Here is a 21215-nt window from a genome sequence, read left to right as displayed (position 1 = left end):
TTCAGCTCTGTTGCAGCATGGCCTTCAGGTGCAGGCGCTCGATCAGTTCGGTTTCCTGGCCATAGACCTGGGCGACAAAGCGCTGGTAGTCGGGGCCGTCCAGGTACATGACCGGCGCGTCCAGGCTGTCGGCGACCTGCTTGAATTCAGGGCTGGCCACGGCCTGGCGGAAGGCGTCGCGCAGGACTTTCTCGGCGGCCGGGTCCAGGCCTTTGGGCGCGCCGACGCCGTTGGGCGCGTCCACCACCACGTCATAGCCCAGGTCCCTGAGCGTCGGGCTATCGCTGAAGCGCGGCGTGCGCTGCGCACCCCAGGTGGCCAACAGCCGCAGATTGCCGGCCTGAACCTGTGTGGCCCACGAACTGGAATCGGCCAGCAGGTCAATCTGCCCGCCCATCAGGTCCTGCAGCGCCGGCGCGCCGCCCTTGTAGGCGATGGCGTTGAACTGGATGCCGGCCGCCAGGGCGAACTGCTCCATGCCGACATGCGTCGCGCCGCCCACGCCCGCGTGGCCATAGGTCACGATGCCGGGATGCGCCTTGGCGTACTGCACCATGTCGGCCAGCGACTTGAAGCGCGAATCGGCCCTGACCACGATGCCGAAGGTCTGGCCCGAGGTGCGCGCGATGTAGGTGAAGTCCTGGCGCGGGTCGGCCGACAGCATGCCCAACTGCGCAAAGCGCGTCACCGAAATCGGAATCTGGCCGATGGTGTAGCCGTCCGGCTTGGCGTTGGCCAGCGCCTTGGCGCCGATCATGCCGGATGCGCCGGCACGGTTTTCCACCACGATGGTTTGTCCCAGCACTTTGCTGGCCGCCTGGCACAACACCCGCATCGACTGGTCGGCCGTGCCGCCCACTGCCCACGGACAGATGAAGGTGATGGGGCGGCTGGGGAAGCCGGCCGCGCGCGCGGCCCGGGGCAGCATCGCGGCGCCGGCCATGGCCGCGCCGCCCAGTAGCAATGTCCGCCGCAGCGGCTGCATCGCAAAACGTTCTTTCATTGTCTCCTCGCTTTCGGTTCGGCCCGACTCTGGCGTTCGGACTTGCTTTGCATTGTGGCGGCGGTTTATATAACCTTCCAATCAAAAAATGGCATTGCTACATAACATGGACATTAAGTAGAGATCCCCATGGCCCAGATCGACCGCGTCCTGCGCAGCAACATCAAGCTGCGCCACCTGCAATTGCTGGTGGCGCTGGACCAGTTCCGCCACCTGGGCCGCACCGCCGAATTCCTGTCCGTCAGCCAGCCGGCCGTGTCGCGCATGCTGACCGAAATCGAATCGATGTTGGGACAGACCCTGTTCCTGCGGTCCACGCGCGGCACCGAGCCCACCACTGCCGGCGCCGCCATGGTGCGCTTTGCCCGCTCGGTGCTGGCTCAGTACGAGCGCACCCGCGACGAGATCGGCGCGCTCGAAAGCGGCGCCGCCGGCCGGGTGCGCGTGGGCGCCATGGATGTCGCCTTGTCGCCGTTGTTGGCCGACGCCGTGGACCTGCTCAAGCAGCGCAGCGGACGCGCCACCGTATTAATCGAAACCGGTGACCTGACCGGGCTGTTGCCCAAGCTGCGGCTGGGCGAGATCGACTGCTTCGTCGGCCGCCTGGAACCAGGCTACGCCTCGCCCGACCTGACCACCGAGGCCCTCTACGCCGAGCCCATGGTCGCGGTGGCGCCGCCCGGCCATCCGCTGGCGCGCCGTCGCAAGCCGACCTGGGCGCAGATCGCCGCCATGCCCTGCGTGATGCCGCCACCGTGGGCCTCGTTGCGGGTCAAGCTGGAACAGCAGTTCTACCGCCACGGCGTCCAGCCGCCCGAGGACATCATCGAGTCCTGGTCGTACCAGACGGTCGGGGTATTCGTGCGCCGGCGCGGCGCGGTGGGCTTCATGGCGCAAAGCGCCGCGCGCGAACTCGAACGCGCCGGCACGTTGGCCGTGCTGCGGCTGGCGGTAGAAGTGGAGTTGCCCAGCGTGGGGATCATCACGCTGCGCGAGAGCACGCCGACGGCGGTAGCGGCGCAACTGATGCAGAGTCTGCGGCAGGCGGCGGGGGAGCGCGGGGCGTCGGGGGGCTTAGGTCGTGGCGGCGGTGGTCGGACGCGGTAGCCTGGCGCGCAGCCTTGCCGGCAGTTCACTCAACCCGGGGCCACCGGAGCGCGCACGCCGTCGTTTGACACCATTTTTTACCCCAGCCCTGGGCTGGGGCTGTCATCCTCGCCGGTACACTACGGCGATTCCTCAAGGAGCCATATGTCGATTCACACGTTGGGCCGTTACGGTGTCGTGCTATTTCTCGCCGCGTTGAGCTCGGGCTGTTCTTCAATCATCGGCGAGTGCGGCTTGGTTCGCAGCAGCTGCATGTATGAAGGAAAATACGAACAGGGCGAGGAAGACTACGCAGAGGCCGAAGCGAAGCGGCTGAACAAGCAGTCGACGGATCGCTTGCGCCGCAGCTCGGGGGATTGATCCCGGGCGTGGCCTTGTCGCCGCATTCAGGACGTCGCCACGGGCTCCGGCAGGAAAAACCGATCCTTCAACTCCTGCAACCCAATCCGATCCAGCATCTCCGTCAGCCGCTGTGCCGGCTTCCTACGCGGCAGATCCTTGTACTGCGCGATGATCAGCTCATTCTTCATCGAATGCTCCCACCCCACCAGCTCCGTCACGCTGACCTGGTACCCATGCGCTTCCAGCTGTAAGCACCGCAGCACGTTGGTGATCTGACTCCCAAATTCCCGCGTGTGCAGCGGATGCCGCCAGATCTCGGCCAGCGGATCGGCCAGCGCCTTGGCTTTGTTCTTCCTCAGCACCGACGCCACTTCCGCCTGGCAGCAGGGCACCACCACGATGTACTTGGCCTTTTTCTCCAGCGCGAAATGGATCGCGTCGTCGGTGGCCGTGTTGCAGGCGTGCAGGGCCGTGACCACGTCGATGGTCGCGGGCAGTTTGTCGGAGGTGATGGATTCGGCCACCGACAGGTTCAGGAACGACATGCCGCCAAAGCCCAGGCGCTTGGCCAGTTCTTCCGATGACTTGACCAGTTCCTCGCGGGTCTCGATGCCGTAGATGTGCGAGCCGGCCTTTTGCGCCTCGGGCTGTTCCTTGAAGAACAGGTCATACAGGATGAAGCCCAGGTACGACTTGCCCGCGCCATGGTCGGCCAGGGTGACGGCGCCGCGCTGTTGCTGGACGTCCTTGAGCAGCGGTTCGATGAACTGGAACAGGTGGTAGACCTGCTTGAGCTTGCGGCGGCTGTCCTGGTTCATCTTGCCGTCGCGGGTCAGGATGTGCAGGGCCTTGAGCAGTTCGATCGACTGGCCGGGGCGGATGTCGTGGGTTTTCTCGGACATGGGGGTAAGGCAATGCGCCCCGCGTGGGGCGGGGCGCATGAATAGGCGGAAAGCGCCAGTTTAACGAAAACGCCGGCGTCAGACCTGCACGAGCACCGGTTCACCCAGGTTCAGCATCAAGCGGTTGGCCCAGGCGAAGATCGCGTCCGAGTGCAGCAGGTCCAGCACCTCGCCGTCGCTCAGGCCGACATCCTTCAGCGCCTGGATGCTGGCCGCATCCACCGACGCCGGCGCGTCCGTGATCTGGATCGAGAACTGGCTGATCGCGCGTTCCCGCGCGGTGGTGCCGGCGGTGGCCGGGTCCTCGAACACTTGCGCGATCACGTCATTGCGCTTGGCCAGCTGTTCGAAGCGCTGCGCGTGCACGGAGGCGCAGTAGACGCAGCCGTTCACGCGCGACACCACGGTCGCGCCCAGCTCACGCTCGGCGCGCGACAGGCCGCCGGGCGCGTACATGATGGCGTTGAAGGCCGTGGAGCGCTGGCGCAGGATTTCCGGCTGGTGCACCAGGAACAGGTAGTAATCCGAGACCTTGGCCTTGGGGTGGCTTTCTTCCAGCACCGCGATCTGCTCGGGCGTGGCGCTGTCGACCTGGACCACGTCCAGCCACGCCTTCCATTCCAGCACTTCGTTGGTGAAGCCGTGGGCCTTGATGACGGCGCCGGGCTCGGTGGCGGCGGTGTTGGGCGGGAAGGGCGCGGGCGGGACGCCGGCCGCCAGGGGCGTGGCCGCCAGCGCCTGCATGGCGTGCAGGCCGGCGATCAGGCGCACCTGGTACGACAGGAACGCCACCAGTTGCGACAGCGTGACCACGGCCGGCGTGGAGACGCCGGCGGCCGGCAGGGTCTTGAGCGCGGCCTCGTCGCCTTCGACCGGTTTTTCGATCAGTTTGCGCGTGAATTCCAGGATGGCGGCCAGGCGCGGATCGGCGGCGTCCGCCGGCGTGCCGGACTCGGCCACCTGGATGTCGGCGGCGCTGGCGCCGGCTTCGGCCAGGCGCTGGCGGTAGTGCGCGGCCAGCGCCGGCGACGGCGTCAGGCGCGCGGCGTACAGCGCGACCAGCAGGCGCTCGGCCAGCGTCAGGCCGGGCAGCGCCGGGTCGAACAGGGCGTCGTAGCTGCCCTGGGTGGCGGCGGCCACCTTGTCGCGCTGGTGGCGCACGGCGTAGGTGGCGCTGTCGGGCTGCAGGCCGACGAGCTGGTCCACCAGGTCGCGGGCGGCGTCGTAGACGATGGGGGGGTGTGCCATTGAATCAATCTCCTTGGATGTCGTTCAGCGGGCGGCTTGTCCGCGCGCCTTGACCGCGGCGTCCAGGAACTTCAGCACGCCTTCCCACGATTGCTCGTCGGCGCGCGCGTTGTCCTTGGGGTTGCCGCCGCTGGTGCTGATCTTGCCGGACACGGGGTGGGCGTAGACCAGTTGGGTGGTGGGCACGTAGGGGAACAGGATCGAGTGGCCGCCGTTCTCGTAGTCCAGCCATTGAACCGGGTACGGGTGCTGCACTTCCGCCAGTTTGTCCCGCACCATCTTCGAGTACAGGCTGGACGGCCACGAGCCGTCGTCGGTGGCCGACAGCAGCATCACCGGGCCCTGGATGTCCTCGACCTTGATGCGGGCGCGGGCCACGGCGTCGGGGTCCTGCAGCGCGGTGAGGATGGCCTTTTCGTGGCGGTGCGGCGACGGGCCTTCGTCGAACGGCGCCCAGGTGGCGGTGCGGTTGTTCTCCCAGACGTGCGGCAGGGGCTTGCCGCCCAGCAGCCAGGTCGGGCCTTCGCGGCCGATCTTGGGGTCGCAGGCGTTCTGGCCGCTGTGGACCACGGCGCCGGGCACGTAGGCGACGACGGCCGAGACTTCCGTGGGGAAGGTGGCGCCCAGCAGCAGCACCAGTTCGCCGCCGCGCGACTGGCCGCTGATGGCGACGAAGTCGTGCTTGGGCTGGACCTTCTTGCGCAGCCAGCGCAGGCCGGTCTGGAAGTATTCCAGCGGCGTGTTGGAGATGTAATCCGACAGGCCGGGCGCCTTGAAGTAAGCGAGCGCGAAGGCGGCGTAGCCGCGCGATGCGTACAGCGCGGCGCGCGGTTCGTTGATGCCGCCGCCCGAGCCGTTCAGGATCAGCACAGCCGGATGCGAGCCGGGTGTGGCGCCGGGCGGCAGGTACAGCGTGCCGACCAGGCCGTCCTCGCGCACGTCCTGGCGCGTCACGCCATCAGCCGCCAGGCGCTGGGTGAAGCGCGCCACGCTCTGGGCGCCGGCCACGCGCGCCACCACCTCGGTGACCAGCGGCTCGGTCACCGGGTGGTTGAAGGGCTCGCGGCTGGGCGAGTCCACGGGCGACTGCGACCACACCAGGCCCATGGGCGCGAGGCCGCTATAGTCGCCGGAGACGGGCGCATCGCGCGTCAGGTCGACCACGCCGTCCTCGCCCGCGATGAAGGCGGCCTGGCTTTGCCAGAGCACGCCGTTGCGGCGGGTGAGGGCGGTGATCTCCACCGTCTGGCCGGGCGCGGCGTGCTCCACCCGGATCTGGCGGGGCACGTCGATGAGCGCGTCGGCAGGTTGGATGCTCAGGCTGGGTACCATGTGCGCGCCTTACTTGGCCGAGTCCTTGGTGACCATCATGGCGGCAGTGCGGTCGCTGGTCATGGGGGTGACCTTCAGGCCTTTCTTGGCGGCCCAGATGTTCTTGTAGTGGAACAGCGGGATGATGCCGACGTCGTCGGACACCATCTTGACGGCGTCGCGCAGGATGGCTTCACGCTTGGCCACGTCGAATTCCGAGGTGGACTGGTCCAGTGCGGCATCGACCTTGGCGTTGCTGTAGTGGCCCCAGTTGGAGGCGCCCAGGCCTTTCTTGGCGTCCACGGTCGCCAGGATGTTGACCAGCGCGTAGCTGGCTTCGCCCGTGCCGTTGCCCCAGGCCAGCATGCTGACCGCGAATTCATTCTTGTTGGCGCGGCCCGAGTAGACGGCCCACGGCACCACTTCCACTTGCGTCTTGACGCCGATGCGGGTCCAGAACTGCGCCACCGCCTGGGCCGTTTCCGGGCCTTGCGGGTAGCGGTCGTTGGGCACGTGCATGGTCAGCTTGAAGCCCTCGGGATAGCCGGCTTCGGCCAGCAGCTTCTTGGCCTGGGCGACATCGTTGGGGATGTCCTTGACCTCGGGGTTGTAGCCGAAGGTGCCCTTGGGCATCCATTGGTTGGCCTCGGTGGCGGCGCCTTGCAGGATGCGGTCGGCGATGGCCTTGCGGTTGATGGCCAGGTTCAGCGCCTGGCGCACGCGCACGTCCAGCAGCGGGTTCTTGTCCAGCGGCTTGCCGTTGTTGTCGGTGATGTACGGGTTGGGCGCGGGGTTGAAGCTGGGCTGCAGCAGCATGACGCGCAGGCCGTCATAGGGGAACACGGAGATGCCGGGCGACTTCTGCAGCTTGGCCAGGTCCGACACCGAGACCTTATCGATCACGTCGACGTCGCCGGCCAGCAGCGCGGCGGTGCGGGCGGCGGCGTTGTTGATGTAGCGGTAGTTGACCTTGTCCCAGGTGGCCTTCTCGCCCCAGTAGCCGTCATTGCGTTCCATGATGACGCGGTCGCCGGGGGTGTACGACACGAACTTGTAGGGGCCGGTGCCGACCATGGCCTTGCCCGAGTTGTAGTCTTCGGTGGTGGACTTTTCGCCGACGTGCTTGCTGACGATGTGCACCGACGCCAGATTCAACGGCAGGTCGGGGTTCGGGGCGCGGGTCTTGACGATCAGCGTCAGCGGGTCCTTGGCGCTCATCGACTCGATGGTGCGCAGGTAGCCGGCGAAGGTGGCGACGCTGCCGGGCACGGCGCGGGCGCGGGTGTACGAATAGATCAGGTCATCGGCCGTGAAAGGCACGCCGTCCTGCCACTTGACGCCTTCGCGCAGCTTGAATTCCCAGGTGGTGCTGTCCAGCGGCTTCCAGCTCACGGCCAGGCCGGGCTGCAGCTTGTTCCACTTGTTTTCGACCAGCAGGTCCCAGAAGTGCAGATCGACCGAGCGGTCGCCGGCGTGGTTGTTCAGTTGCGGATCGAGCGACGACAGCGGGTCGGCAAAGCCGATCGCCAGGTTGTCGGCCGCGGCCGCGGCGGATGCGCCGAGGATGGCGGCGGTCAGGGTCGAGAGAATCAGGCGTTTCATGTTCGGGGTCCTTGGTGAGGGGGAACTGCGTCAGGCCATGTCGTTCAGGTGACAGGCGCTCAGGTGGTTGATGGCGATTCCCTTCAAGGTGGGAACCTCGGTTTTGCAGCGCGCCATCGCATGCGGACAGCGCGGGTGGAAGTGGCAGCCGCCGGGTGGGTTGAGCGGGCTGGGGATCTCGCCCTTGATGGCGGTGAAGGTCTTGTGGCGCGATTTCAGATTGGGGATCTCGGCCAGCAGCGCCTGGGTGTAGGGGTGGTTGGGGCGGCGGAACACGTCCTCGACCGGCGCGGTCTCGACCACGCGGCCCAGGTACATGATGACGACGCGGTCCGACAGGTGTTCGACCACGCCCAGGTCGTGGCTGATGAACAGGTACGTCAGGTTGAGCTGTTCGCGCAGGTCCATGAACAGATTCAGGATCTGCGCCTGGATCGACACATCCAGCGCTGCCACGGCCTCGTCGCACACCAGCATCGACGGCTGCACCGCCAGGGCGCGGGCAATGCCGATGCGCTGGCGCTGGCCCCCGCTGAACTGATGCGGATAGCGCTGGCGCAGCGCCGGATCGAGGCCGGCACGCTGTAGCTGGGCGCTGACGTAGTCATCGAAGTCGCCATTGCCGATCAGGCCGTGGATGCGCGCGGCTTCGCCCACGATCTCGTCCACGCGCAGGCGCGGGTTGAGGCTGGCGTACGGATCCTGGAAGATCATCTGCACCTTCAGGCGCGCGGCGTGGGCCTGGGCCGGCGTCATGTCGGCGGGGCGCTGGCCGTTGATCAGCACCTCGCCGCCGGACGGCGTCAACAGGCCGGCCGCAATGCGGCCCAGGGTCGACTTGCCGCAGCCGGACTCGCCGACCAGGCCGACCACTTCGCCGGGCCGCACCAGCAGGTCGACATGATCGACCGCACGGGTGACGGCGGGCGGCTTGGACAGGCCCAGGCGCTGCATGGCGCGGCCGGCGGCGCCGACGGGGCGATCGCCGAAGCGCTTGCTGACCTGGCGCAGGTCGATGAGCGGCGTGGCGGCGCTGGCCGGCGCGGCATGGGCGCCGGCGCCCACCTGGTCGCGGATATCCGGAATCGTCGTCTGGCTCATGCCGCCACCTCGCGCAGTTGCCGCGACGGATGAAAGCAGCGCACCTGATGGCCGGGCAGCACGTCGGTGATGGCGGGTTGCTGGCCGCATTGCGCCGTGGCGCGCGAACAGCGCGCCGCGAAGGCACAGCCGGCGGGCAGGGTGAGCAGGTTGGGTGTCATGCCGGGAATCTGGCGCAGGCGCTGGCCGCGCTGGTTGTTGCTGGGCAGGCTGTCGATCAGGCCCACCGTATAAGGATGCTGCGGGCGGTCGAGCACGTCGTCGACCTTGCCGTGCTCGACGATGCGGCCGGCGTACATCACCGCCACGTCGTCGGCCAGGCCCGCCACCACCGACAGGTCATGCGTGATCCAGATGAGGCTGGTGCCGTGCTGCTGCGCCAGCTTCTGCACTTCGGACAGGATCTGCGCCTGGATGGTGACATCCAGCGCCGTGGTCGGCTCGTCGGCGATGATCAGGTCGGGCCGGTGCAGCATGGCGATGGCGATGGCGACGCGCTGGCGCATGCCGCCGGACAACTGGTGCGGATAGGCCAGCAGCCGCTCTTCGGGGCTGGGAATGCCCATCATGTCGAGCGTGTCGCGCGCCAGTTCGCGCGCCTGCGCCTTGCTCATGCGGTTGTGGGCGCGCACCGTTTCGATCATTTGCACGTCGATCCGCAGCACCGGGTTCAACGTCATCATCGGATCCTGGAAGATCATGGCGATGCGGTTGCCCTGCAACTGGCGCAGTTCACGCGCGGGCAGCCTGGTCAGGTCGCGGCCCTGGAACAGCACCTGGCCACTGACCACGCGGCCGGGGGCGTCCACCAGACCCATGATGGAAAAGCCGGTGACCGACTTGCCCGAGCCGGACTCGCCGACCAGGCCCAGGATCTTGCCGCGTTCGAGCGTGAAGGACACGTCGTCCACGGCGGGCAGGGTGCCGGCGCGGGTGAAGAAGTGGGTGCGCAGGTTGCGCACCTCCAACGTGGGGGCGGCCGGGGCCGCGACGGGGCGGACGGCGCTCATTTGTGGGTCCTCGGGTTCAGCACGTCGCGCAGGCGGTCGCCCACCAGGTTGATGGCGACGATGGTGATCAGCAGCGCGATGCCGGGGTAGAAACTGATCCAGTATTCGCCGGACAGCATGTATTGGAAGCCGTTGGAGATCAGCAGCCCCAACGAGGGCTCGGTCACCGGTACGCCCAGGCCCAGGAAGCTCAGCGTGGCTTCCAGCGTGATGGCGCGCGCGATCTGCAAAGTGCCGATGACGATCAGCGGCGGCAGGCAGTTGGGCAGGATGTGCTTGAGCATGATGCGCCAGTTGGGAATGTCCAGGCAGCGCGCCGCCTCGACATATTCGCGGCGGCGCTCGACCAGGGCCTGGCCGCGCGCGGTGCGGGCGTAGTAGGCCCACTCCAGGATCACCAGCGTCAGCACCACGTTGCCCACGCCCTTGCCCAGGTAGGCCAGGATCATCATGGCCACCAGGATCGACGGAAACGACAGGATCAGGTCCACCAGCCGCATGATCAGGGCGTCGACCTTGCCGCCGGCGTAGGCCGCCAAGAGTCCCAGCAGCGTGCCGATGACGCCGGCGATCAGCGCCGAGCCTACGCCCACCATCAGGCTGATGCGCAGGCCGTACAGGATGCCCGACAGCAGGTCACGGCCCTGGCCGTCGGTGCCGAGCCAGTAGTGGAAAGTGTCCAGGCCGTTCATCGTGCCTGGCGCCAGGCGCGCGTCCAGCACGTCGATCTGCAGCAGGTCGTAGGGGTCTTGCGGGGAGATCCACGGCGCCAGGATGGCGGCCAGGATCAGCAGGGTGGCGATCACCAGCCCGAACACCGCCGTCTTGGACGACAGGAATTCCAGCAGGTTGCGGCGCCAGGGCGATTCGCGCTTCAGGACGGGCGCGGTGGGCGTTGCGGGTTGCATGGCCTCTGCCTGGGGAATGTTCGGCGCGCTCATGCCGCGGCCTCCAGCCGTACCCGCGGGTCCAGCACTTTGTACAGGATGTCGACGATCAGGTTGAGCGTCACGAACAGGCACACCACCACGATCAGGTAGGCCACGATCACCGGGCGGTCCAGCGCGTTCAGGCTGTCCAGGATCAGTTTGCCGGCGCCGGGCCAGGCGAAGATGCTCTCCGTGATGACGGCAAAGGCGATGGTCGAGCCCAGCTCCAGGCCCAGCACCGTCACCAGCGGGATCATGGTGTTGCGCAGCACGTGCACACAGACCACGCGCAAGGGCGACAGGCCCTTGGCGCGGGCGAACTTGACGAAGTCCAGCGGCACCACGTCACGCACGCCGGCACGGGTCAGGCGGATCACCAGCGAGATCTTGAACAGCGACAGGTTCAGCGCCGGCAGGATCAGGTGGCGCCAGCCGTCGGCCGTCAACCAGGACCACTGGAAGCCCAGGAACTCCACTGTCTGGCCGCGGCCGCTGGCCGGCAGCCAGCCCAGCGACACGCTGAAGGTCATGATCAGCATCAGCGCGACCCAGAAGGTCGGCAGCGAGAAACCGACGATGCTGCCCGCCATCACCAGCTTGGAGAAGCGGCTGTCCGGATACAGTCCGGCCAGCAGGCCCAGCGGCAGACCGATGATCACCGCCAGCAGCAGCGCGGCGATGGCCAGTTCGAGCGTGGCCGGCAGGCGCTGGATCACCAGCTCGACGGCGGGGATGTTGTAGACGAAGCTGTTGCCCAGGTTGCCATGCAGCGCCCCGTTCAGAAAGCCCAGGTACTGTTGCCACAGGGGCTTGTCCAGCCCCAGTTCGGCGATGATGCGGGCGCGGTCGACCTGATCGACGTCCTGACCGATCAGGATGTCTACCGGGTTGCCGATGGCGTGCAGCCCGACGAACACGATCAGCGTCATCAGGAACACGACCACCGCGGCCTGCGCCACGCGGCGGAGCAGCCAAGCGGTCATTGCGCGGTCTCCGCCTGCCGGGTCACGCCAGGCGCCGGGGCCGGCGTCCATTCGTCGCCGAACACCTCGGGTTCCGAGAAGGCTTCCATATTGGCGTAGTGCGTCGTCACATCCTCGCGGTAGAGCAGGCCGGCGATGCCTTGCGCCAGGCGCCTGGCGCCTTCGCTGATGGCGGGGATGTCGCCGGACACGGTGCCATGCGTCAGCGCGGCCGGGTACGAGAAGCAGTGCACCCGGTCCAGGCCGGGACAGGCGCCCGGGGTCTTTTCCTGTAGTTCGAAGGCCGCGCCCAGGTCGGGCGAGTCATGCAGTTCCTGGTCCTCCTCGCCGGGGGCGGGGACGTAGCGGTCGCCCCAGGCGCGCACGTGCGGCGCCAGCGCGGCGAATTCCGGACGCACGGTCCAGTCGATGCGGAATCCCGTCGAGAAAATCAGGAAATCCAGCGTGAAGACGCCCTTGGGCGTGGTGACGCGGATCGCGTCATCGACCAGCGCCAGGTCCTGCACGCCGCAGCCCAGGTTGAAGCGGGCATTCGGGTGGCGCGACACGCGCAGCGTGCTGCCGCGCGGCGGCGGCACCTGGGCGGCGTTGATGTAATGGCGGATCTTCCACTTCCATTCATCGGGCAGGTTCAGATGGCCATGGGTCAGGCCGGGGTTGCCGGCGCCCTTGCCCTTGTTGATGCGCGGGATGTCGTTGCGGCGGATCAGCAGGTCGACGCTGGCCGCGCCCGCTTCCAGGGCGGTGGCGGCGCTGTCCATGGCGGACGCGCCCGCGCCCACCACGCCGACGCGCTTGCCGGCCAGGGTCGCGTAGTCCAGTACGTCCGATGAATGGGCCCAGCGGTCGCGCGGCAGCTTGCGCGCGAAGTCCGGCACGTAGGCGCCGCCCAGGCCGTCGCGGCCGGTGGCCAGCACCACGCGGCGCGCCAGCACGGTGTGGCGGCCGGCGGGCGCTTCGATGTCCAGTTGCACCAGTTGATCGGCGCGCGGCAGCACCGCCAGCACGCGGTGCTGGTTGCGCACGTCCAGGTTCAGCACGCGGCGGTACCAGCGCAGGTAGTCCATCCATTGCAGGCGCGGGATCTTGTCCAGCGCATCCCAGGCTGGGCCGCCGAACTGCGCCTCGAACCAGGCGCGGAAGGTCAGCGCCGGCAGGCCCAGCGCCGGGCCGGTCAACTGCTTGGGCGAGCGCAGGGTTTCCATGCGCGCGGTGGTGGCCCACGGGCCTTCATAGCCCTCGGGCGACTGGTCGAAGATCGGCGCGGCGATGCCCAGATGCGTCAGCGAGGCCGCCGCGGCCAGGCCGGCCATGCCGCCGCCGATGATGGCCACGTCCAGCACCGGCTGGCCGTCCGCCAGGCGCGGCGGCACCCAGGGCTTGGCGGGGAGTTCCAGCCAGGACAGGTCCTGGCGCAGGCGCGCTTCCAGCGCGGCCAGGCCCTGCGGGGCCGGGGCAAGGGAGTGATTCATGCGGAGGGGTCCGTAAGAGGGGTGTCATCGCCGTAGATCGACTGCAGCAGCGCGCCGTGCTGGCCGGCGTCGTGCAGCACGAAGCCGGGCAGCAGGCGCGCGGCGGCCTGCGCCAGCGCGTCGGCCATGGCCTGGCAGGCGGGTGTCAGGGCTTGCGACTGCGAGGTAATGACCCCGAAGAAAAAAGGAATGTCCAGGTCGATCGGGCGGATCGCTACGCCCGCCATCGGCGCGCCGTAGGCGGTGATGGGTTCCAGCACCGACACGCCCAGCCCGGCGCGCACGGCGGCCAGGGCATTGACGGACGAATTGGTTTCGATTGGACCGAGCGTGTGGCCGTTGGGCGGCAGGGCCGCATCCAGGCGGCGGCGCAGGCGGTAAGGGTTGGCCATGGTGACGACGCGGCGCCCGGCCAGTTCGGCCACCGGCACCACCGCATGGCGCGCGGCCGGATCGTCCTCCGGCAACGCCACCACGCAGGGCGCCTGGCCGATCCAGTGCACCGTCAGGCCGCGGTGCTCCAGCGGCAGGCTGGTCGCGCCCAATTGCGCCGCGCCGCTCAGCACGGCGTGCACCACCCGCTCGGGCGAGGCACTGCGCAGCTCGACGCGCGGGCAGGAGGTTTGCGTTTCCACCTGCTTGAGGGCGGCCGGCACCAAGCCGGCAGCCAGGGCCGAGGTTGCCGCCAGCAGCAGCGGCTGCGCCTGGCCCCGGGCGATTTCCTCGGCGCGTTCGCGAATCTGGCGCAGGCTGGACAAGGCGCGTTCGACATCGTCGTACAGCAGGAAACCCTGATCGGTCGGCGTCACGCGCGGGCCGCTGCGGGCGAACAGCGCATAGCCGATCTCGGCCTCCAGCTCTTGCAGCAGGCGGCTGATGGCCGGTTGCGAGCGGCCAAGCAAGCGCCCGGCAGCGGTGACGCTGCCCGTGGACATGACGGCCGCGAAGGCCTCGAGTTGACGAAGTTCCATCTTTCTTGCTTTATGCCAAGGACGAATTCTTGCGTATCAAGTATGCGCCGTACAAATAATTAAAGGGCATAAGCAAATTCCCTAATCGGGATTTCCTTATGCCCTTTCATTACTTCGCGTTATTTCAATGGCTTACGGGATTTCCCTAGGCCACTTCAATGAGGAAAGCATGGCAAGGGGACGACCGGTATCGGGCGCGCGTCAGTCCGTGCCCGGAAACGCGTCGACCCACGTCACGGTCACGTCGGGGAAAGAGTCCACCAGCTGGATCGTGAAGTCCGGGAAGGTGTCGACGATCTTCCACTCGCCGCAACGCTCGGCGAACGCGTCCACGCGCTGCACGCGGATGTCGGCGAAGGCGTTGACGACCTCTACCCTGATGTCGGGAAAGGCGGTGACGATCTCGACCGCGCCGTGCAGCGGGATGCCGTTGTAGGTGCAGTTTTCTTTATCGACCTCGCCGGCCTGAGCGGCGAAGGCCGGGCCCAGGAGGGCGCCGGCGAGGAGAATGCGAGGCAATGCGCGCATGGGTGTCCTTGAAGACCGGCATCGCCGGCGGGGCCAGGGAAGTGGTTCGGTCGGGATTATGCCTGCGTCCCGGCGAGCCCGCTCGCCGGTCAGGCCTGCGGCGTCCGCAGCCGCGCCATGCTTACACCGCTGACACGGCCGCCGCTGCATCGCCTTGGGCCCGCCCCGGCGGCGCCGTCACGATCGACGTCAACGCCGGCTCCGCCGCCTTCAACCCCGCCAGATCCGGCCTTGGCCGCCGCAGTTCCTCATTCCCCGCAAACGCCGACTCCATTCCCTGCGCCGCCGCCAGCACCTCGCGATCCCCGCGAAACCGTCCCACGATCTGCAAGCCGAACGGCATCCCCTTGTGATCGCGCCCACAAGGCAGCGTCAGCGCCGGATGCGTGGTCAGCGTGATCACATATGTCAGCGCCAGCCAGCGGTAATAGTTCTCCTGGCGCTTGCCGTTGATGGCCTCGGCATACAACTGCGTCCACGGGAATGGCGACACTGGCGTGGTCGGCGACAGGATCAGGTCGTAGTCGTCGAAGGCGCGCTGGAAGCGCTTGATCAGCCGGGTCTGTTCGGCCTGCGCCCAGGCGCAGTCCTTCAGGCTCATGGCCGCGCCCATCTCGAAATTGGCGCGGGGGTTGGGGCCGAGGCTGGCCGGGTCTTTCTCGTAGGCGTCGCGCATGCCGGCCACGAAAGCCTCGGCGCGCAGCACGTCGAAGCAGCGGTGGGCCTCACCGAAGTCGATCTCGATGGGGTCGCAGGCCGCGAACAGATGGCGCATGGCGGCGATCTTGGCGCGGAAGGTGGCGCGGATGCCGTCGTCCACGTCGCATAGCCCGAAGTCTTCGGTATAGGCCACGCGCAGGCGGCCCAGGTCGGCCACGCCGGGGGCCAGGAATTGCAACGGATCGAGCGGATAGCTGAGCGGGTCGCCAGCGTCGGGGCCGGCGCTGGCGGCCATCTGCAGGCAGGCGTCGGCCACGGTGCGGCCCATCGGGCCGACCACCGAGATCGGCGTCCAGCCCAGCGGCTTGCGCACGCTCGGCACCACGCCGGGCGAGGGCCGGAAGCCGACCACGCCGCACTTGGCGGCCGGGATGCGCAGCGAGCCGCCGGTGTCCGAGCCGGTGCACAGCGGGAACAGGTCGCTGGCCAGCGCGGCGGCCGAGCCGCCCGAGGAACCGCCGGCATTCAAATTCGGGTTGAAGGGATTGCCGGTCGCGCCCCACACGGTGTTGCGCGAGTTGGCGCCCGCGCCCATTTCCGGCACGTTGGTCTTGGCGGCGACGATGGCGCCGGCGCGGCGCAGGCGCGCCACCAGCGTCACGTCCTCGGCCGGCACGTGGTCGCGGTAGATCGGCGAGCCAAAGGTGGTGAGCAGTCCGGCGGTGGGCTCCAGGTCCTTGACGCCCAGCGGCAGGCCGTGCAGCAGGCCGAGCGCGTCGCCGGCCATCACCGCCTGTTCGGCGGCGCGCGCCTCGATGCGGGCGCGCTCGAAGGCGGTGGCGGTGACGGCGTTGATGTAGGGGTTGACCGCCTCGATGCGCGCGATGCACGCCTCCAGCAGTTCCACCGGCGACAACTGGCGCGCGCCGATCATGCGGCGCAGTTCCACCGCCGATAGGCAGACGAGGGAATCGTCCAGGGTCATGAGGGTTTCCTTCAATCGATCTTGATGTTGGCGCGCTGCGCGACTTCGCGCATCTGCGGCAATTCCTTCTGGATCAGCGCTTCGCCCTCGGCCGCGCTGGAGTAGGCCGCCTCGAAGCCTTGCGCCTCCAGGCTCTTGCGCACGTCGGGCGATTCGACCGTGGCGCGCAAGGCGGCTTCGAGCTTGCTCTTCACGTCCGCCGGCAGGCCGCGCGGCGCGGCGAACATGAGCCAGGTGTCCATGGCCACCGATGGGTAGCCCTGTTCCGCGAACGTGGGCACGTCGGGCAGGAAGGCCGAGCGGGCCGGGGCCGACACGGCCAACACCCGCACCTTGCCCTGCTTGCTCTGCGGCAGCGCGGCGGCCACCGTGTCGACCGAGAACGGAATCTGGCCACCGATCAGGTCGGTCATGGCCGGGGCGCTGCCCTTGTAGGGCACGTGGATCATCTTGATCCCGGCGGCGGCCAGGAAGGCCTCGCCCACGAAATGCGCGGTGGTGCCGGCGCCGAACGAACCATAGGCCGGCGGCTCCTTGTCGCGCGCCTTGGCGTAGGCCACCAGCTCTTTCAGGTTCTTGACCGGCACCTGCGGGTTGGCCAGCAGCGCCAGGCCGGTACGGCCGGCGATGCCGATCGGCTCGAAGCTCTTGACCGGATCGTAGGGCAGCTTGTTCTGGATCGCCGGATTGACGGTGAAGGTGGTGCCGGAGCTGACCAGCAGGGTGTAGCCGTCGGGCGCGGCCTTGGCGACATAGCCGGCGCCGATCGCGGTGCCGGCGCCAGCGCGGTTTTCCACCACGACGGTCTGGCCCAACTCCTGGCCGAGCTTTTGCGCGATGACGCGGCCGAGCACATCGGTGGCGCCGCCGGGCGGGTACGGTACCACCAGGGTAACGGGACGGGTCGGGTAGCCGGACTGGGCGCTGGCCGGCGCGGCGGCGGCGAGGGCGCCCGCCAGGGCGACACCAAGGGCGATCAAGGCAGTCTTCATGGTCATGCTCGATAAGAGGGATGGTGGAGGAAAGGCGCATTGGTCTGCGCCTGATGGGCGGCCGCGAGTCGTTGCCCGCGGCTCAGGAATCGGTCGTACGCTTCGGCCGGCACATACAGTCCGCCGGTGGTCCAGGCCAGGTGCGTGGCCCGTGGCAGATGCGGCAGCAGGCCGCGCGCGCGCAGCCACTGCTGGCCGGCGACGCTGCCCAGCAGATGGCGCGGCCCAGAGAATCCGGCTGCCGCCGATGGCTCGATGCGCAGGCCTTCGCTGTCGTGCAGGCGGGCCAGATCGCCATAAAGCGTGTCGTCGGCCACCGTGTAGACCCCGGCCAGCAGGTGGCCGACGGCGCTATAGGCCAGGTCGGACGCGCGCGGCACGGCCAGGCCGTCGGCTTCGGTCTGGTTGGTCAGGCCGATGTCGTAGACCGATGGCGGCACCGGCACGCCCGGCAGTTGGCCATGGCCGGCCAGCATGCGCAGCAGGAAGCAGGGCGACTGCACCGGTTCGGCGAAGAAGCAGTGCACATGCGCGCCAAACAGCAGCGACAGGCCGAAGGCGATGCCGCCCGGCGCGCCGCCCACGCCGCAAGGCAGATACACGAACAAGGGATGCTCGGCGTCCACCACAAGACCGGCCTGCGCGATCTGGTCGCGCAGGGTCAGGGCCGCCGCCGCGTAGCCCAGGAACAGCGAGGCCGAGCGTTCGTCGTCGACGAAATAGCCGCGTGGATCGGCCTGCACCTGGCGGCGCCCGGCAGCCACGGCTTTTTCGTAATCCCCCGGATGCTCCACCACCTCGACGCCTCGGGCGCGCAGGCGCGCCTTCTTCCATTCCTTGGCGTCGGCCGACATGTGCACGGCGGCGCGGAACCCCAGCGCCGAGGCGATCACGCCAATCGACAGGCCCAGGTTGCCGGTCGAACCCACCGCCACCTGGTATTGCGCGAAGCAGGCGCGCGCGGCGGGCGTGCCGAGCTGGCGGTAGTCGTCGCCCGGGGCGATCAGGCCCTGCGCCAGCGCCAGGTTTTCGGTGAACTCCAGGACTTCATGGATGCCGCCGCGCGCCTTGATCGAGCCGGCCACCGGCAGCGCGTGATCGGCCTTGAGCCACAGGCGTCCGGCCGTGTCCGGCAGGCCCAATGCCGCCTGCATCGCGGGCGCGGCGAGCAGGGGCGATTCGATCACGCCGCCCGCGGCCTCCAGTTCCGGGAACAACTGCGCCAACAAGGGCGCGAACCGCACAAAGCGATCATGGGCGGCGCGCACGTCGGCCATGCCATAGGGCGCGGCGGCGGCAGGCGCGGCCTGATCGGGGCGGGTCCACAATACGGGACGCGCCGCGCGCAGCGCCGCCAAGGACAAGGACGAAACGGAGGCGTGGGACGGGATCATGCCGTGGCTGCAAAGGAAAGCGTCGTCGGATGGTCACATCCTAGGCGGGGCCTTAGTATTGCTGCAATATGAATTGTTAGAATCATTCGTTGCGTTTTACGCAAACCAAGGGGAAACCCGATGAACCCGCAAATCCTGCAGGAAGTGGCGGTGCGCTACTTCCTGGAAGTGGCGCGCTGCGGCTCGGTCAGCGTGGCGGCGGACAAGCTGGAGGTGGCGCCGTCGGCGGTCAGCCGCCAGATCGCCCGCCTCGAACGCGAACTGGGCACCTTGCTGTTCGAGCGCCGTTCACGCGGCATGGCGCTGAACGCGGCCGGTGAGCTGCTGGCCGCTTACGCCCGGCGCGCGCAACAGGACGTGGACCGCGTCGCCGGCGACATCCTGGGGCTGCGCGGCCTGCGCCAAGGCTTGGTGCGGGTCGTCTGCACCGAAGGCTTCGTGCATGACGTGGTGCCCGCCGCGATCGCGCGATTCCGCGAGCAATACGCGGGCATTCGCTTCACGCTGGACATATGTTCGCAGCGCGAGGTGCCGGCCCGGGTGCGCGATGGCGCGGCCGATGTCGGCATCACCCTCAGCCTGACCTCGCATCGCGACGTGCGCGTGGAATTGCGCATGCCGGCGCCGGTGCGCGCGGTGGTGGCCGCCGGCCATCCGCTGGCGCGCCAGACCGAGGTAACGCTGGCGCAATTGATGGCCTATCCCCTGGCGCTGCCGGACGCCGATTCCACCTTGCGGCAATTGATCGACATCAGTTGCAGCCGCCAGCAACTGCAATGCGAACCGGTGTTTTCCAGCCGCAGCGTCGATGCGCTGGTGGCGTTTGCCGGGGCCGGCGGCGGCGTGGCGTTCTGTGGTGAACTGGCGATCCGCTATCGGCTGCAGGGCAAGCAGGTGGTGGCGGTGCCGCTGCGCGATCGGGAAATGAACGAACGCCACTTCGAGGTCCAGACCCTGGCCGGCCGCGTACTGCCCCAAGCCGCCGAGGCCTTCATCGCCAGCCTGCGCACGCAATTGCAGGCCGGGGACGCGGGGCCGTGTTGAGGGGCCGGGCGGCCGTGCGGCGCGAGTGGCGCCGGCCGGGCGGCCGCCATCGCGCTACGATGAGTGCCTTCACAGCCTTGGACGTCACATGGAAAACATCAACGGCTTTCAGATCACGCGCGGCGCGGTGCGGATACAGGACGGCTATTTGCCGGTGATCGAAGCGCATGGGCCAGGGGCCGATGGCCGCGCGTTGCGCGGCGCGGTCACCGTGACCGAATACGGCGTGTTCGACGACCAGGAAGTAGCGATCAATGCCGGCTGGAACGTGCAGGTGCGATCAATCGTGGTCGATGGTGACGGCCTGTCGATCCGGATCGACGAATAAGGCGCGGTTTGGTGGGAAATGCCGGCCGATAAAGGCGGATGTGGCCGCGGCGGCCTGCCCGCGCCAGCAGCGCTGTCGCGCAAGCAAAAAAAATCCGGCCCGAAGGCCGGATAAAACATACAACAACAAGCACAACAGCTCGCCGGCACGAGCCAGTGCGATGAGAAATTTATCAGATATGCGATATTCTGCCAGGCGTGGTGTCCATGCCGTGGACATGAATCGGCCACTTTTGGGGTTTTCCTGATCCCGGCACCTTGCGGATCAGCGGGCGCCGGCCGCCAGCAGCGCCTGGACCCGCGCGGGGTCGTCCTGGCTTGTGGCGCGCAGCAGCTCGGCGCCCGCATCGCCTTGCGCGGCGGCGCCGCCTTCGGCCATGGCCAGCAGCGCGGTGGCGAGGAACCTGCGCCGGAGTCGAACGATGGACATGAGGAGCGCCGCCTGCGCACGAAGGGCAGGCTTGCGATCATGCCGCCGCCTGTTCGGCGAACGGCAGGCCTGCGATCGCGGCCGCCGCGTCAGCGCGGGGAAATGATCCGGGCACGACGTCAGGCCGGCATCTTCTTCTTGCCCAGCAGCGCCAGCGTCAGCGCGCGGCCGCGCCGCATGAAGGGATACAGCGCCGCCGACAGGCAGGGGCGGCGGAAGATCGCGGCATTGACCTGGTTGAAAAGGTCGCTGTCCGAGCTGATCAGCGCCAGCCGGTTGATGCAATCGGCACCCCAGTAGACGTGCCCGTCCAGCCGTAGCAGCATGCCTTCGTTCAGGTCGTAGCCGCGGTCGCGGTAGTGCGCCACCAGCTCGGGATGCTCGCGCATGTCGAGCAATGCGACGGGGCCGACGGCCTTGCGCAACTGCACCATCCGCACGTAGTTCGTGCAGAAGGGGCAATCGCCGTCGTACAGCAGGAAGTTGCGGGGGGCGCTATCCGTATCCATGACGTACAGCTTACCAGCGACTGGCGCTGCAATGCTCAGGCGGCGTCATCCGCCCAGGCCAGCGCCAGGGCGTATTCACGGACATCGGCCGGCCACGCAGCGACCTGGCGCGTGAAAGCCGCGTGATCGCCGGCGTACAACGCCCGCGTCGCTTCCTCGAAGCCCGCCAGATCGCCTGCCATGCTCGACATGAAGTGGTATGCCGCTTCCTGCCGCTGGCGCTGCCGGTCGCGCGCCTCGTTGTCGCGTCGCGCCTGTTCGACCAGCTTGCGCAGCGCCACCGAGGCGCCGCCCGGCTGTGCCGCCAGCCAGTCCCAGTGGCGCGGCAGCAGCGTCACCTCGCGCGGCACCACGCCCAGCTTGGG

The 21215-nt window shown here is 68.2% G+C and carries 22 protein-coding genes; 4 read left to right on the top strand and 18 right to left on the bottom strand.

Going from position 1 to position 21215, the window contains the following annotated elements; translation table 11 throughout:
* Position 1 precedes the first annotated feature (1 nt).
* Entirely contained in the window at positions 2-1003 is a 1002-nt protein-coding gene (locus HV701_RS01770; protein ID WP_175131425.1) for a tripartite tricarboxylate transporter substrate binding protein, read from the bottom strand.
* Between the two features lie 129 nt (positions 1004-1132).
* Here HV701_RS01770 and HV701_RS01765 point away from each other — a divergent pair, with 129 nt between their 5' ends.
* Entirely contained in the window at positions 1133-2110 is a 978-nt protein-coding gene (locus HV701_RS01765) for a LysR substrate-binding domain-containing protein (protein WP_175131424.1), read from the top strand.
* 144 nt (positions 2111-2254) lie between these two features.
* Positions 2255-2470 carry a hypothetical protein gene (locus HV701_RS01760; RefSeq protein ID WP_175131423.1) on the top strand — a complete coding sequence of 72 codons (216 nt, stop codon included), beginning with the start codon at positions 2255-2257 and terminating at the stop codon, positions 2468-2470.
* 26 nt (positions 2471-2496) lie between these two features.
* Here HV701_RS01760 and HV701_RS01755 read toward each other — a convergent pair whose 3' ends face one another.
* The 14 genes from HV701_RS01755 to HV701_RS01690 all read right to left on the bottom strand — a co-directional run bounded on the left by HV701_RS01755 (position 2497) and on the right by HV701_RS01690 (position 18540).
* Positions 2497-3354 (bottom strand): class I SAM-dependent methyltransferase, encoded by an 858-nt coding sequence (locus HV701_RS01755; protein WP_175131422.1) that lies wholly within the window; start codon positions 3352-3354, stop codon positions 2497-2499.
* Positions 3355-3432: 78 nt separating this feature from the next.
* A complete protein-coding gene (locus tag HV701_RS01750; protein ID WP_175131421.1) occupies positions 3433-4602 on the bottom strand; it encodes a CMD domain protein in 1170 nt (389 codons plus the stop codon).
* 24 nt (positions 4603-4626) lie between these two features.
* Entirely contained in the window at positions 4627-5934 is a 1308-nt protein-coding gene (locus HV701_RS01745; RefSeq protein WP_175131420.1) for an acyl-CoA thioesterase/bile acid-CoA:amino acid N-acyltransferase family protein, read from the bottom strand.
* Positions 5935-5943: 9 nt separating this feature from the next.
* The gene (locus HV701_RS01740) at positions 5944-7515 is read right to left on the bottom strand and encodes an ABC transporter substrate-binding protein (RefSeq protein WP_175131419.1); all 1572 of its coding nucleotides are present in this window, start codon (positions 7513-7515) and stop codon (positions 5944-5946) included.
* A 30-nt stretch (positions 7516-7545) separates the two neighbouring features.
* Complete coding sequence (locus HV701_RS01735) at positions 7546-8616, bottom strand: ABC transporter ATP-binding protein (protein ID WP_254595090.1); 1071 nt, start codon at positions 8614-8616, stop codon at positions 7546-7548.
* Positions 8613-9626, bottom strand: coding sequence for an ABC transporter ATP-binding protein (locus tag HV701_RS01730; RefSeq protein WP_175131418.1), 1014 nt, complete (start codon positions 9624-9626; stop codon positions 8613-8615). Before HV701_RS01730 ends, HV701_RS01735 begins: the two co-directional genes overlap by 4 nt.
* A complete protein-coding gene (locus HV701_RS01725; RefSeq protein ID WP_419761611.1) occupies positions 9623-10567 on the bottom strand; it encodes an ABC transporter permease in 945 nt (314 codons plus the stop codon). Before HV701_RS01725 ends, HV701_RS01730 begins: the two co-directional genes overlap by 4 nt.
* The gene (locus HV701_RS01720; RefSeq protein WP_175131417.1) at positions 10564-11538 is read right to left on the bottom strand and encodes an ABC transporter permease; all 975 of its coding nucleotides are present in this window, start codon (positions 11536-11538) and stop codon (positions 10564-10566) included. The genes HV701_RS01725 and HV701_RS01720 overlap by 4 nt, the downstream gene beginning before the upstream one ends.
* Entirely contained in the window at positions 11535-13010 is a 1476-nt protein-coding gene (locus HV701_RS01715) for a flavin-containing monooxygenase (protein ID WP_175131416.1), read from the bottom strand. Before HV701_RS01715 ends, HV701_RS01720 begins: the two co-directional genes overlap by 4 nt.
* Entirely contained in the window at positions 13007-13981 is a 975-nt protein-coding gene (locus HV701_RS01710) for a LysR family transcriptional regulator (RefSeq protein ID WP_175131415.1), read from the bottom strand. The genes HV701_RS01715 and HV701_RS01710 overlap by 4 nt, the downstream gene beginning before the upstream one ends.
* Positions 13982-14182: 201 nt before the next feature.
* On the bottom strand, positions 14183-14509 hold the full coding sequence (locus tag HV701_RS01705) for a 7(1) septoil knot domain-containing protein (RefSeq protein ID WP_175131414.1): 327 nt from the start codon (positions 14507-14509) through the stop codon (positions 14183-14185).
* A 121-nt stretch (positions 14510-14630) separates the two neighbouring features.
* A complete protein-coding gene (locus HV701_RS01700) occupies positions 14631-16154 on the bottom strand; it encodes an amidase (protein WP_175131413.1) in 1524 nt (507 codons plus the stop codon).
* Between the two features lie 11 nt (positions 16155-16165).
* On the bottom strand, positions 16166-17152 hold the full coding sequence (locus tag HV701_RS01695) for a Bug family tripartite tricarboxylate transporter substrate binding protein (protein ID WP_175131412.1): 987 nt from the start codon (positions 17150-17152) through the stop codon (positions 16166-16168).
* The gene (locus HV701_RS01690) at positions 17149-18540 is read right to left on the bottom strand and encodes a D-serine ammonia-lyase (protein ID WP_175131411.1); all 1392 of its coding nucleotides are present in this window, start codon (positions 18538-18540) and stop codon (positions 17149-17151) included. The genes HV701_RS01695 and HV701_RS01690 overlap by 4 nt, the downstream gene beginning before the upstream one ends.
* Positions 18541-18660: 120 nt before the next feature.
* Here HV701_RS01690 and HV701_RS01685 point away from each other — a divergent pair, with 120 nt between their 5' ends.
* Complete coding sequence (locus tag HV701_RS01685) at positions 18661-19584, top strand: LysR family transcriptional regulator (protein WP_175131410.1); 924 nt, start codon at positions 18661-18663, stop codon at positions 19582-19584.
* A gap of 88 nt (positions 19585-19672) precedes the next feature.
* On the top strand, positions 19673-19912 hold the full coding sequence (locus HV701_RS01680) for a hypothetical protein (RefSeq protein WP_175131409.1): 240 nt from the start codon (positions 19673-19675) through the stop codon (positions 19910-19912).
* Between the two features lie 264 nt (positions 19913-20176).
* Here HV701_RS01680 and HV701_RS01675 read toward each other — a convergent pair whose 3' ends face one another.
* From HV701_RS01675 to HV701_RS01665, 3 genes are all read right to left on the bottom strand, one after another.
* Positions 20177-20341 (bottom strand): hypothetical protein, encoded by a 165-nt coding sequence (locus HV701_RS01675; protein WP_175131408.1) that lies wholly within the window; start codon positions 20339-20341, stop codon positions 20177-20179.
* A 119-nt stretch (positions 20342-20460) separates the two neighbouring features.
* Positions 20461-20850: a DCC1-like thiol-disulfide oxidoreductase family protein gene (locus HV701_RS01670; protein ID WP_175131407.1), complete on the bottom strand. Its 390-nt coding sequence runs from the start codon at positions 20848-20850 to the stop codon at positions 20461-20463.
* Between the two features lie 35 nt (positions 20851-20885).
* Positions 20886-21215, bottom strand: a 330-nt coding sequence (locus HV701_RS01665) for a DUF2239 family protein (protein WP_175131406.1), incomplete at its 5' end; no start/stop codon positions are given.

Source organism: Achromobacter pulmonis (genome assembly GCF_902859765.1).
Taxonomy (GTDB): domain Bacteria; phylum Pseudomonadota; class Gammaproteobacteria; order Burkholderiales; family Burkholderiaceae_B; genus Achromobacter; species Achromobacter pulmonis.
The sequence above is the reverse complement of the archived record's forward strand: the minus strand, read 5'-3'. Positions and strand labels throughout refer to the sequence as shown.